Below are 12,851 nucleotides of genomic sequence, written 5' to 3'. Positions count from 1 at the left end.
CTACTCACGGTCTTCCGCGGTGGAGCGGCGGCGCAGGGCGACGAAGACGCCGAGCCCTGCGGCGAGCACGACGACCGCGCCGATGCCGACGAAGAGACCGGTGGAGGAACCGCTGTCCTCACTGGATCCGCTCCCGTCCGCGGGCACGGCCGACCACCAGCTCCAATAGCCGTCCTGGCCCCAGAGGTTGCCGCCGGACGCGGGCATCGTCGTGATCGACTTGATCTGGTCGGTACGGTACGCCTCGACCGCGTTCGGGTACGCCATGACATTCATGTACCCGGTGTCGTACAGCCGCGACTGCATCTGCTTGACGAGGTCGGTGCGCTTGGTCTCGTCGTACTCCGCGGTCTGCTGCGCGTAGAGCTCGTCGAACTTCTTGTCGCAGATGAAGTTGTCGGTCGCGCCGGTGTCCTTGGGCGTGGCCGGCAGCGCGGCGCATGTGTGAATGGAGAGGACGAAGTCCGGATCGGGGTTGACCGACCAGCCGTCGAAGGCCAGGTCGTACTCGCCCGCCAGCCAGGGATCGGAGACATTGTCGAGGCAGTCGACCTTCAGCCCGATGCCGAGCTCGCCCCACCACTCCTGCATGTACTTGCCGATGGCCTTGTCGTTCGGGTCGGTGGCGTGGCACAGGATGCGGAAGTCGAGCGGCTTGCCGTTCTTGCCGACGCGCTTGCCCGCGCTGTTCTTCTTGTAGCCCGCCTCGTCGAGGAGCGCGGCCGCCTTCGCCGGGTCGTACGCGATCTTCTGACCGTCGGCCGGCTTCCAGTGGTACGCCGAGAAGCGCGGCGGGATGTAGCCCTCGCCCTCGACGGCGTGGCCCTGGAAGACCTTGTCGATGATGGCCTTGCGGTCGGTGGCGGCGAAGAGGGCCTGGCGCACCTTCGGGTCGAGCAGCGCGGGGTGGCCGTTGCCGAACTTCTTGCCGTTCTTGGACTTGGCGCCGGGGTTGGTGGCCAGCGCGTAGAAGCGGCGGCCCGGTGCGTCGTTGACCTTGATGTTCTTGGCCTTGGAGAGGGACGCGGCCTGGGCGGGGGTCAGGTTGGCCGCGAAGGACACCTCACCCTTCTGGAGCGCGGCGACGGCCGCGTCACCGTCCTTGTAGTACTTCAGGACAAGCTCGTCGAACTTCGGGGCGCCGCGCCAGAACTGCTTGTTCGGCTTGAGCTTGACGAATTGGTCGACCTTGTAGTCGGTCAGGATGAAGGGCCCGTTGCCGACGATCGGGAACTTCTTGTCGTTGTTGAACTTCGAGAAGTCCCCGACCTGCTCCCATGCGTGCTTGGGGACGATCGGCACATCGAGCGCGGCCATGGTGGCCTGCGGCTTCTTCAGCTCGATGACCAGCTTGGTGGGGCTGGGGGCGGTGACCTTCTTGAAGTTGGCGACGAAGCTGCCGTTGGCGGTGGCGGCGCCCTCGTCGCTCATCATCGTGTTGAACGTCCAGGCGGCGTCCTCGGCGGTGGCCTGCCGGCCGTCGGACCACTTGGAGTTCTCGCGGATGGTGTACGTCCACGTCAGCTTGTCCGGCGACGGCTCCCACTTGGTGGCCAGGCCGGGGATCGCGTGGTTGTCCTTGACGTCGTAATTCGTCAGGTTCTCGTAGACCAACCGGTGGACGCTGGTGGAGACCAGACGCTGAGCCAGGAACGGGCTGAGGGAATCGACGCTCTGGGAGACGGCGACGGTCAGCGTCCGCTTGCCGTCGCTGCCCGCGGCCTTCGCCTGCTGCGGTGCGGGGTTCAGCGGGGTCGCGGCTGCGGCGGCGACCACCAGGGCGGTGGCGCCGACGGTGAGCAGCATGCGGATACGGGGGTACGGCCGGGCATTTCGCGGAACGGTGGTGGTGTCCATGGGGCGTTTGACCTCGCGTCATCACTCGCACGGAGAAGGCGTGTTGATCACTGCTGTCCAGCTGGTGAAGCGAAGGTTTATCAGCGCTGCACGGCTGCGTCAACGATGCTGTATACCCGGTGTGGGCTGCGGGAATGCCCCAGGAGAACGCCCGGGATCCCGCAGGCGCGGCCGGCGCGAGCCCTCATTGGTCTAAACCCTTGTTGCCCTACTGTTGAGGGGCTGACGGAGCCCGTGCGAGCCCGTTTGGTAATTTGGGCGGTTCCATCTTCTGCTTCTCGGGGGACCCGTTTTGAGCCAGCCCTGGCAGCCCCAGCCCCAGTACAACCCGGGCAACCAGCCGCCGATGCCCCAGCAGCCGCCGGGGCCGCCACCGGGGTTCGGCGGCCCGCCGCCGGCCCAGGGGCAGTACCCGCCGCAGCCCGGCTACCCGTACCAGGCATATCCGGCGCCGTACGGGCAGCAGCAGCCCTCCTCCGGAAAGCCGGTCGCCGCGTTCTTCCTCGGGCTCCTGGTCTCGGTCGTCGTCGCGGCGATCTACAGCCTCGTCATGTACGCCACGTACAAAGACGCATCGAGGAACACGGCGCTGACCATGTACGTGGTCCACGCGCTCCTCAACGGAGCGGCCGTCGGCACCGTGGTCGGCCTGCTGGCCCACGGCCGGGTCGGCGCGCACATCAGTGGTGCCGTCGTGGCGATGCTCGGCACCTTCTTCGGTTACACCAACGGAATTGCGCTCATCTCCATCGACGCCGGCGGACTCAGCGGCTTCAGCGACATGATGGTGTTCGACCCGTTCTTCCCGGCCAAGAACTGGTGGGGCAGTCAGACCGATTCCGAGTGGCACTCGCTGCTCGGTCTCCTCGCTGCCGCGGCAGCGGCCTGGGGTCTCGCGTTCGTCATCGGCAGAAACCGCCGCTGACGCAGCACACAGCACACAGCACACAGCACTGTGCCCCGCCGGATTCTCATCCGGCGGGGCACAGTGCTGTCTGTCCAGTGCTCAGGTCAGATCGAACTCACCGTCGCGCGCACCGAGTACGAACGCCCGCCACTCGGCTTCGGTGTACCGCAGGACGGTGTCCGGGTCCACGGACGACCTCATCGCTACGGCCCCTTCGGGCAGGTACGCGATCTCGACCCGCTCCTCGTTCTCGCTCGTGCCAGGAGCGCTGTGCCACTCGACGCCAGAGATGTCGAGGGCGTACAGCTCTTCCTTCTCCTGTGCGCTCCCCATCAGTCAAACTCCCTTTCGGCAACGGCCGGACGTCGTTCCGGGCATCTTAGGACAGAGGGCGAGAGTCATGCGGGCAGTCATTCACTCGCACGAGGGAAGACGGGACAGCTCACCTGTTACTGCTGCGTCCAGCCCTCGGGCGGTTGCTGCTGCCAGCCCTGGCCCTGCGGAGGCTGCTGCTGCGGTGCCTGCTGCTGCCAGCCTTGACCCTGCGGGGGCTGCTGCTGCTGGCCCTGCTGCTGCCAGCCCTGTCCCGGCTGGGGCGCGGCGCCGGGGTGCTGCTGAGGCGCGTACCCCTGCGGCGGCTGCTGTTGCGGAGCCTGCTGCTGGGCGGCGAAGCCCTGGCCCTGCTGGGTGCGGGCGATGTCCTCGGCGACGAGGGCCGCGATGTGGAAGTACGCCTCGCGGGTCTTGGGACGCATCATGTTGAGGTCGACCTCGGCGCCCGCCGCGAGGTGTTCGTCGAAGGGCACCACGACGACGCCGCGGCAGCGGGTCTCGAAGTGCGCGACGATGTCGTCCACCTTGATCATCTTGCCCGTCTCGCGGACCCCGGAGATCACGGTGAGCGATCGCTGGACGAGGTCGGCGAAACCGTTCGCGGAGAGCCAGTCGAGCGTCGTCGACGCACTGCTCGCACCGTCCACGGACGGGGTCGAGATGATGATCAGCTGGTCGGCGAGGTCGAGGACCCCGCGCATCGCGCTGTAGAGCAGTCCGGTGCCCGAGTCGGTGAGGATGATCGGGTACTGCCTGCCCAGGACTTCGAGCGCACTGCGGTAGTCCTGGTCGTTGAACGTCGTCGAGACCGCGGGGTCCACGTCGTTGGCGATGATCTCAAGACCGGACGGCGCCTGCGAAGTGAAGCGGCGGATGTCCATGTAGCTGTTCAGCTGCGGGATCGCCTGCACCAGGTCGCGGATGGTGGCACCGGTCTCGCGCCGCACCCGTCGGCCGAGGGTGCCGGCGTCCGGGTTGGCGTCGATCGCCAGGATCTTGTCCTGGCGCTCGGAGGCGAGCGTGGCGCCGAGCGACATGGTCGTCGTGGTCTTGCCGACGCCGCCCTTGAGGCTGATCACGGCGATCCGGTAGCAGGACATCACCGGCGTACGGATCAGAGCCAGCTTCCGCTGCCGCTCTTCCTCTTCCTTCTTGGCGCCGAGCTTGAAGCGGGACGGACCCGCGTTGTTCTTACGGGCCTTGGGCTGGTTGCGCAGCAGCCGGTCGGAGGAAAGCTCGACGGCGGCGTTGTAACCGAGCGGGGTCCCGGGCGCGGCCTGCTGCTGGGGGGCACCGGCCTGCGGTCCGGTCGGGGCGGTCCAGCCGCCCTGGGAGCCGTAGGCGGGCGGGGCCGCGGGGTTCGGCTGCTGGGGCTGCTGCTGGTACTGCGGCTGTTGGGCCTGCGGTTGCTGGGCCTGCGGTTGCTGCTGGCCCTGCTGCGGCTGCTGCTGTACGGGCTGCTGCGGGGGCGCGGGCTGCGCGGCCTGCGGGTAGCCGTAACCGGCCTGCTGCGGCGGGTAGTTGTAGCCGGGCTGGGGCTGCTGCGGCTGTACGGGCTGCTGCTGTACGGGCGCCTGCGCCTGCTGCTGGCCGGGCTGCTGCTGGGGCTGCGGTTGTCCGGCCTGCGGCGCCTGCTGCTGGTTCGGCTGCGGGTAGCCAGGTGCGGGCTGCCCCTGCGCCGGGTACCCCGGGTGCTGCTGCGGGGCGGGCTGCTGCTGCGCCTGGGGCAGAGGCTGAGCCGCGCCGAACGTGCCCTGCGGGGGCGTCTGGTACTGCGGCTGCGGCATCGGCTGCTGGGCAGCGGGCTGGGGGTAGCCGTAACCGGCGGCCTGGGCTGCCGCTGCGGCGGCGGCCTGCTGGTCCGGCTGCGCCGCCTGCTGCGGTGCACCCTGAACGGGCTGCTGTGCGGGCTGGTAGCCCTGCGGCAGCGGGGGGAGCTCCTGCGGTGCCTGCACGGACGGGTCTGCGTGAGGCGCGACGGCCTGCGGCGCGGGAGCCTGCGGCGGAACCTGCGCTGCGGGCTGGGCACCGGACTCCGGTGCGGGCTCGGCTGCGGCGGGCGCCGCTGATGCTGCCGCCGCTGCCGAATCGGTCTCGGGCTCGGCCTCGCCATCGGCACCGGCATCCGTCGCGGAGCCGGAGTTGGCATCACCTTCGGCGCCGGACACGGCCTCGGAGTCACCCGACTCCGCCACGTCGCCGTGCTCCTGCTGCTGCTCAGGCTCATCGGCATCGTCGTCGTCGCCGAACAGCGCTGCCGCTTCGGCATCGGCGGCGGCGTAATTCGGCTCGGAGATCTGCTGCTCGGGGATCTGCTGTGCGGGGGCCTGCTGTTCGGGCACGTTCGCCGCCGGGGCCTCGGCCTGGGGCGTGTTGCTCTGTGCGTCGTCCTCGACCGGACGCAGCACGGGGAAGCCGGGGGCCGGCGCAGGCGGCGTGACCGCTTGCGGCTGGGCCGGGGCCGGCTGCTGCGGGTACCCGTAACCGCCCGAGGTGTCCTGGCCCGGTTGCGGCGTACCCGGCGCGGGCTGCTGCGGCGCGGACGGGGCCGGCTGCTGCGGATACCCGTAACCGCCCGAAGTGTCCTGGCCCGGCTGCGGCGTACCCGGCGCGGGCTGCTGCGGTGCGACGTACTGCGGTGCGGCCGGGGCGGGCTGCTGCTGGGGGTACCCGTAACCACCCGGCGCCGCCTGCTGCGGGGAGCCGTATCCATCGGTCTGCTGAGGCGTCACCTGCTGAGGGAACCCATAGCCACCCGTTCCGTACTGATTCGCCTCAGGTGCGCCAGGACCCGGCTGCTGCGGTGCGCCCTGCGCGTACGGCTGCGCCTGGGAAGGGACCTGAGGGGCGGACGGCGCCTGATGAACGGGACCACCCGTCGGCCCCAGCGGTGGACCGGTCGGCGGCGGCGGAGACGCCTGCCCGGCGTCCCGCTGCCCGCCCTGCGCGGAGCCACCCCGCGTGCTCTGGTCGTACCAGGCAGGAGGCTCGTAGACGATTTCGAACTCGCCGGTGAGATCCAGCTCGCGGTCGTCCCCGTCCGAGGACTGGCCGTCGCCGTGGTACTCGGACCGATCCCTGTTCACTGCTTTGCCTCCTGGTCAGCCACTGCTGCTGAATGCGTCGTCGCGGTCGGGCGGATGGGGTGGCGCGTCCTACGCGGCTGCGACGTTCACCGCATCACCAGAAGCCTAAGCTTTAGCAGCGCGGTACGGAAAAGCGCCCTTGCGTGCGGACCCACTTCACTGCCCCTCCGGCGACTGCGCCCGGCCGGCGCCGGCGCTGCCCCTGGCAGACCGCCGACCAACCCCCGGCCGCCCCCGCGGCCGACGCCCAGTCGACGACGCTCAGTCCACGCGGCGGGCCATGCCGAGCAGGCCCGTCTCCGCGTCCGTGGGATCGGTCATGACGTACTTGCGGTGCTTACGAGTGCACCACAGTGCGACGTTGTCGGAAAGCGTCGGCAGCATCTGGAGATGCTCGGCCGGGATGCCGAGGATCTCCCGTACGACCTCGGTCTCCTGAGGCGAAATCTGCTGGATTCCGACCAACTGCGCCTGCGCCAGCCAGCGCGGCGCGTGTTCGCTGACGAACGGAAGCACGGTCACCACGGCCTGCCACGGCAGCGACGTCACACGCCCACGAGGCGGACGTACGCCACAGTCGCGGATCAGCACAACGGGGCTGGAAACCGACGGTCCCTGCGCGGGCACCCGCCCCACCGGGTAGACCGTCATGCACGGCTGGCCGCCGCCCGCCGCCTGGGCGAGCTGCTGCCAGGCCTGCGGACGTCCCGTTTCGACGCCCACGCGCGCACCGGTCGCGGCGGCGCGCAGCGCGAGCACCTGGGCCATCCACAGACCGCCCACGAGTACGACGTCGAAGGGCGTCGGACGGGCCAGGCCGAGCACCGCCGGCTGGGACTCCGTGTCGATGCCGATGATCACGCCGTCGTCGCCGATGGGCATGCTGATCGCCGCGATTTCCTCGGCGGTGACGACATGACGGTTACGGCGCGGTCCGCGCAGCCCGAACCCCGGGCTGAAGATGCGCCGTTGCTGCTGGCGCGCTTCGGGCTGCTGGATGATCGGGATCAGGCCCGTGTCGGTGGGCGAGGCCACGTGCGCGGGCGTGCGGGTGGGTTCCTGCCGCTGCCCCGGGTTCATGGTCGGCGTGGGGTAAGACATCAGTACGTACCTCCGAGAGGCAGGGTGGCGAGAGCTCCGGGGACCTGTTCGCGGTCGAGGCGCACGAGGCCGACCTTGGACGCGCCGGCGGCACGCTCCAACTCCCGGCGGACCTGGCCGAGTTCGTTCTCGCCACGGCCGGTGATGCGCAGATGCCCGGCGACCGAGATGCCCCGGTTGCCTGCCTTGCTCAGGGTCATGCTGAACGTCGTCGCGAGCACGGGCAGCGAGGTGAACTGCGTGACCATCTGCGGCAGTGCGACACCGCCGTCGCCCAACTGCGGCCAGCGGGAGATCCAGTACGTGGAGTGCCACCGGTCGTCGACGCGCCAGCTCCGTACCGACTCGACCGTACGCCGCTGAGTCGGCCGCCCCTCCTGACCGCGCTGCTGCGCATTGGCCCGGGGGTTGAGGCAGCTCGACGTCGCGAGCGCCTGTACGAGCTCGTTCTCGTCCAGGATGGTCGCCTCGAAGCCCGCTCCGGCCAGCCGGCTCGCCAGCTGGTCCGCCACCCGCAGCAGCGCGCGCTGGGCGCCGGGGACGCCGTCGCCGCGCGCCTCCACCGCCTCCGGGCACAGCTCGGGGTCGAGCTTGAGGGCGACCCAGGTGAGCCGCAGCGCGGGAGACCCGGCCTGGGCCTGGAGAGGCCCGTACGACCGTGCGGCGACGGACTGCTGGGGCAGATGCGGCGCGGGCGCCGGCTGGGTGTGCTGCACCACCTGCGCGGAGGCGAGCCGTATGCCGTCGACCTCGAGGGCGTCCCGGACCAGCTGGAGCGGGAGTTGCCGCCCGGCGAAGCCGGGGCGCAGCGGCTCGTCGCCCGGCTGCACGAAGAGCACCGCGGTCAGGAACGACCCGTCGCCGATCATGCCGATCGAACGGTCGTCACGGGACACGAAGCTGTACGTCCGCAAAGCGGGGTCGCACTCCACCGTGGGTGCCAGCATCGGATCCGTACCCGGTGGAACGGGCAACTTGGCCTCGCGGCGGCGGCGCTTGAGAGCGCGCGTCGTTTCGTACCACTCGGGCAACGGCCGGTGGTGGCGGCGCAGGATCGCCAGGAGCAGCAGCAGCGCGGCCACGGCGCCGGCGGGTGCGAGCAGCCAGCGACGGTCGGTGACCCACGCGGCCAGCATGATGGCGGCCGCGAGCTCCACCAGGATGAGCTGCTGCAGCCGCAGCGGGCCCATGCCGCCGGGGCTGGGCAGCGTACGCGGCGCCGCGGAGGCGGTGGCCGCGGGAGCCGCCGGGGCCTGCGCGGGTCTGCGGCGACGGCCCGGTTGCTGCTGTGCCGCTGCGCGGCGTCCGCGCCGAGTGCTCGTAGCGCTGGTCATCCCCCGGGACATCCCTTTCGCGAAGTGGCGCCGTCGCCGGTGGAGATCGTCGATACAGATCTCAGCGACGGGGCCAGGGGCTCCGATTGCCCACAACAGTTGTGCGAGTGGTCACGGTACCCGCTGATGAACCTGGGGCGACACAGGTGCAGGGCTACGAACATGGCAGGGCCTGTGAAGATGCGGCGGGGACCCGTACCTGGTTGATCGACGTCGGGTGGCGCAGTGCATAGTGGGTGCCCTGTTCGGGCTGAAGCAGCCTTTGAGTACGACTGAGTACGACAAAACGGGAGAGCCAGGACCATGGCAAAGCGTCGGGATGAGCTCGCCGCCTACACGTTCGCTCGCAAGCGCACCGTCGCAGCGTTTTTGGCACCATCGCCAGGGGGCTCGGACGAAGGTGCTCCGCGCCCGGTTCGTACGGTAATGCCCAGCTTGGCGGTGGGTGTTGTGCTGGTGGTGGGCTTCATCGCCTGGGGTGTGATCAAGCCCTCGGCGCCCAAGGGCTGGGACACACCGGGCGAATACATCATCGTCGACAGCGATTCCACGACGCGCTACGTGGTTCTCGATCCGGACCCGGATGACAACAAAGTGGACCGGGTGCTCCACCCGGTCCTCAACTACACCTCCGCGAGGCTCCTGCTCGACAAGGGCAAGGGCAGTGTCATCGAGGTCCCGGCCAAGGAGATCGACAAGAGCGGCATCCGGCACGGCGCGACGATCGGGATCCCCTACGCCCCTGACCGGTTGCCTTCCAAGGAAGACGCCGAGAAGGCGAAGGCGTGGGCGGTCTGCGAACAGCCGGCTCCCGGCTCGGGCACCTCCATCGACCGCGCCGTCTTCGTACTCGACGGCGAGGACGCGAAGTCGGTCGAGAACAAGGGGAAGGTCGACGAGCGCGAGGCGCTGTACGTCGTCGACACCAAGACCAAGCTGGAATACCTGGTCGACGGCAAGGGCAACCGCTTCTGGCTGGGCGGCACTTCGGGTCTTGACGTTACGGAGATGGAGCAGCTGCGCGCGGCCGTCATCGGCACGGGGCTTGTTCCGCAGCCGGTGAGCACGGAGTGGCTGCAGACCTTGAACGAGGGCGGCGTCATCACGTTCCCGACGGTGCCGTCCATTGGGCAGGCGACCGGGGTCGAAGGGCTTCCCGCGGAGGCGGGGACGGTCGGCCAGGTGCTCAAGGCGCCGGATGCCCAGGGTGATCAGTACTACGTCGTACTGAAGGACGAGGTCGCCCGGGTCACGCCATTCGTGGCCGAACTGATCAAGAGCTCGCCGTCGGCCGACCAGGCGTACGGAAACGACGACATCGCCTACATCAAGGCCGACACGTCGGACATCATCGAGGCCAACGGCGGCCCGGCAAACAAGTTCTACGACGACAAGGGCTGGCCGCAGACGGTCCCGCAGCAGGCCAACTCAGCCTCCACGGCGAACGGCTCGGTCAACACCACCTCGTGCAGCGTCTACAGCGGCACGATCGGCGCGGACAAGAAGCCGAAGCTCGCCGCCTGGGCCGGGACCACGTACCCCAAGAAGGTCATCGCCGACTCGCTGAGCGCGTACGTCTCTTCCGGCTCGGGTCTCCTCTTCCAGGAGGTCACGGGCGCGGCGGGGGGCGGCGGGGCGACGTACCTGCTGACGGACACGGGCCTGCGCTACTCGCTGCCGGCGGGCAACGACAGCGCGGCGGACAAGACCGGCAAGGGCTCGTCGCAGAGCTCATCGCAGGGCGGCGAGCCGAGCGAGACGGACAAGGCCCGCACGCGCCTGGGATACGAGAAGGTCGCCAACCCCGCGATCGTCCCGCAGACATGGGCGAAGTTCATCCCGAAGGGGCCGATGCTGGACACCGGCAGCGCGGCGCAGCCGCAGAGCCAGTGAGTCCAACGCTCCTGGTCGCGGCGCGACTTGGTGTATTCGATCACAGGGCCGTCGCGCATGTGTGTGAAGTCTGTAACTGATGGCCGCCACAAGCGATTGTGTGACGGACGGACGATAGAGTGTTTGCAGCGATCATTGATGTGACGCATATCCGGGGAGTGGCACAGGCTTTCCGGACCATCGACGACATGGGGGAAGGGTCACCATGGCCGGCCAGTTTCGGGTAACAGAAGATGATCTGACCAAGCTCTCGGGCGACATCACCACGGCGAATGGTCAGATCCAGGGGGAGATCCGCCGCCTCACCGGAGTTATCGAGCAGGTCGCGGGCGGCTGGCAGGGCCAGGCGGCCAAGTCCTACCACCAGCTCCAGGAGCGGTGGAACCAGGATGCGAAGAGGATGAGCGACATCCTCGCCGACATCAAGGAAGCCGTGGACTCCACGCGGAGCAACTACACCGCGTCGGAAGAGCAGCAGAACGCTGAAGTCAGCAAGATCATGTCTGACTTCGGCTGAGCAAGCCGCTCTGAGCCCGGCTCGCCGGCCGGGCTCTCCCCAGTCTTTCCGAACCTCTTCCTGAAAGGGAGCGACGATGTCGATTCTCGTCAATTACGCCACCATCACCAACGCGTCCACGGACGTGCGCAGCACCGCCGGCCGCATCAAGCAGCAGCTGGACGACCTCGAGACCGCGGTCAAGCGCGTAGCCACCACCTGGGAAGGTGCGGCGCAGGAGGGTTACCAGCGCAAGCAGCGCGACTGGGACAAGACTGCCGCCGACCTGCACCAGACGCTGATGAAGATTGCCACGGCGCTGCAGAACTCGGCCGAGAACTACGAGGCCACGGAGAAGAGCAACGCCAACACCTGGGGCTAATCCGCCCAGGTAGGACGAAGTGGGACGGCCCGGCCGACGCCAAGGCGTCCGCTGGGCCGACCCACTTCTGTGGACCGCACACTTTTGCTTGACACACAGCTTCGATTCCGATGGAAGCAAGAAAAGCCCTGGGGAGCCTGAACATGGGGGTCCTGACACCCCGTCCGCGTACGCGCACGAGTGGAACCCGCGCACTGCAGCGGGTCTTTGGCGTACTCGCGGTCACAGGCGTCTGCCTCGCCTGCGCCCCTACGGCACTGGCCGCTCCGGCACCACCCAATCGCCCCGAACCCGAATTCGGGCTGTCCTCCAGCTCCGAATGCGTCTTCGGCGGCAACATCATCAAGTCCACGCCGTGGTCACTCCAGCGCGTACTCCTGGACCAGCTGCGCGAGCAGGCGACGGGCAAGGGCGTGACGGTTGCTGTCATCGACACCGGCGTCGACGACTCGAACGACCAGCTGCGCGGCGCGATGGCCCCCGGCGGCAAGGACTACGTCGGCAAGTCGAAGGACGGCACCGAGGACGTCGAGGGCCACGGCACCAGGGTCGCGGGCATCATCGCGGCGCGCGCGATCAAGGACACAGGCTTCGCGGGCATAGCCCCGAAGGCCAAGATCCTCTCGCTCCGCTACACCGGCGCGGAGGACAAGCAGGGCGACTCGGGCACCATGTCCGCCGCGATCAGCGACGCGGTCGCCAAGGGCGCCAAGATCATCAACATCTCCTCGGACACCGCGAAGAAGCAGGACAACACGAAGCTGCGGAACACGGTGGCCGCGGCCGTGAGCGAGGGCGTCCTGATCGTCGCGGCCTCCGGCAACGACGGCGCCGACGGCAAGTCCGAGAACACATACCCGGCTTCGTACCCGGGAGTCCTGGCGGTAGCGGCCTCCGACCGCAATGACGAACGAGCCTTCTTCTCGCAGGCGGGCAAATTCGTAGACATCGCTGCCCCCGGCGTCGGCATGGTCTCGACGGTCCCGCAGGGCGGCCAGTGCACGGCGGACGGCACAAGCTTCGCGGCCCCGTACGTAGCGGGCGTAGCGGCGCTACTCAAGGAAAAGCACCCAACGTGGACGGCGTCCCAAATCACCACCCGCCTCCAGGAAACCGCCATCCGCCCGGGCCGCGGCCCGAACCGCTACCTGGGCTGGGGCGTAGTCGACCCGGTAGCGGCCCTGTCGGACGAGTCCACCCCGGGCACCCGGCCGAAGGAGGACCCGCCGGTGAAGGCGGGCGCCGGTGAGGTGATCCCCATGGCGGTGACGATGGGGGAGACGGAGGCGGAGCAGGAGCGCCGGGTCGCCATGTATGTGATGGGGACGGGGCTGCTGCTGGTGTTCGTGGCCGGCGGGAGCGGGGTGGCTGTGCGGGACTGGCGCAAGAAACGGACGCGCCAGTCAAGGTAGTTGGGCCCGTTGAGGCACTGAGAACTTAGAAACAGGGGAGAGGACACGGG

General features: G+C 69.0%; 10 protein-coding genes. 5 read left to right on the top strand and 5 right to left on the bottom strand.

Going from position 1 to position 12,851, the window contains the following annotated elements:
* Positions 1-1,857 carry an ABC transporter substrate-binding protein gene (locus J7I98_RS02715; RefSeq protein ID WP_214915922.1) on the bottom strand — a complete coding sequence of 619 codons (1,857 nt, stop codon included), beginning with the start codon at positions 1,855-1,857 and terminating at the stop codon, positions 1-3.
* 292 nt (positions 1,858-2,149) lie between these two features.
* Between J7I98_RS02715 and J7I98_RS02710 the strand changes: the two genes are divergently transcribed.
* Positions 2,150-2,782, top strand: a complete 633-nt coding sequence (locus J7I98_RS02710) for a hypothetical protein (RefSeq protein WP_214915909.1) — start codon at positions 2,150-2,152, stop codon at positions 2,780-2,782.
* 81 nt (positions 2,783-2,863) lie between these two features.
* On the opposite strand, the gene J7I98_RS02705 is transcribed toward J7I98_RS02710, so the two are convergent.
* From J7I98_RS02705 to eccE, 4 genes are all read right to left on the bottom strand, one after another.
* Positions 2,864-3,097, bottom strand: coding sequence for a DUF397 domain-containing protein (locus tag J7I98_RS02705; protein ID WP_214915906.1), 234 nt, complete (start codon positions 3,095-3,097; stop codon positions 2,864-2,866).
* Between the two features lie 116 nt (positions 3,098-3,213).
* Positions 3,214-6,183: an SCO5717 family growth-regulating ATPase gene (locus J7I98_RS42510; protein WP_214915902.1), complete on the bottom strand. Its 2,970-nt coding sequence runs from the start codon at positions 6,181-6,183 to the stop codon at positions 3,214-3,216.
* Between the two features lie 261 nt (positions 6,184-6,444).
* Complete coding sequence (locus J7I98_RS02695; RefSeq protein WP_214915899.1) at positions 6,445-7,284, bottom strand: hypothetical protein; 840 nt, start codon at positions 7,282-7,284, stop codon at positions 6,445-6,447.
* Entirely contained in the window at positions 7,284-8,618 is a 1,335-nt protein-coding gene (eccE, locus tag J7I98_RS02690) for a type VII secretion protein EccE (RefSeq protein ID WP_214915896.1), read from the bottom strand. The genes J7I98_RS02695 and eccE overlap by 1 nt, the downstream gene beginning before the upstream one ends.
* Positions 8,619-8,921: 303 nt before the next feature.
* Between eccE and eccB the strand changes: the two genes are divergently transcribed.
* From eccB to mycP, 4 genes are all read left to right on the top strand, one after another.
* Complete coding sequence (gene eccB, locus J7I98_RS02685; protein WP_214915892.1) at positions 8,922-10,511, top strand: type VII secretion protein EccB; 1,590 nt, start codon at positions 8,922-8,924, stop codon at positions 10,509-10,511.
* 205 nt (positions 10,512-10,716) lie between these two features.
* A complete protein-coding gene (locus tag J7I98_RS02680) occupies positions 10,717-11,028 on the top strand; it encodes a WXG100 family type VII secretion target (protein WP_214915890.1) in 312 nt (103 codons plus the stop codon).
* 76 nt (positions 11,029-11,104) lie between these two features.
* Positions 11,105-11,389 (top strand): WXG100 family type VII secretion target, encoded by a 285-nt coding sequence (locus tag J7I98_RS02675; protein ID WP_214915877.1) that lies wholly within the window; start codon positions 11,105-11,107, stop codon positions 11,387-11,389.
* A 143-nt stretch (positions 11,390-11,532) separates the two neighbouring features.
* Positions 11,533-12,801 carry a type VII secretion-associated serine protease mycosin gene (gene mycP / locus J7I98_RS02670; RefSeq protein WP_214915874.1) on the top strand — a complete coding sequence of 423 codons (1,269 nt, stop codon included), beginning with the start codon at positions 11,533-11,535 and terminating at the stop codon, positions 12,799-12,801.
* Positions 12,802-12,851 lie beyond the last annotated feature (50 nt).

Origin of the sequence: Streptomyces sp. ISL-98, assembly GCF_018614055.1 — a bacterium.
Taxonomy (GTDB): domain Bacteria; phylum Actinomycetota; class Actinomycetes; order Streptomycetales; family Streptomycetaceae; genus Streptomyces; species Streptomyces spiramyceticus.
The sequence above is the reverse complement of the archived record's forward strand: the minus strand, read 5'-3'. Positions and strand labels throughout refer to the sequence as shown.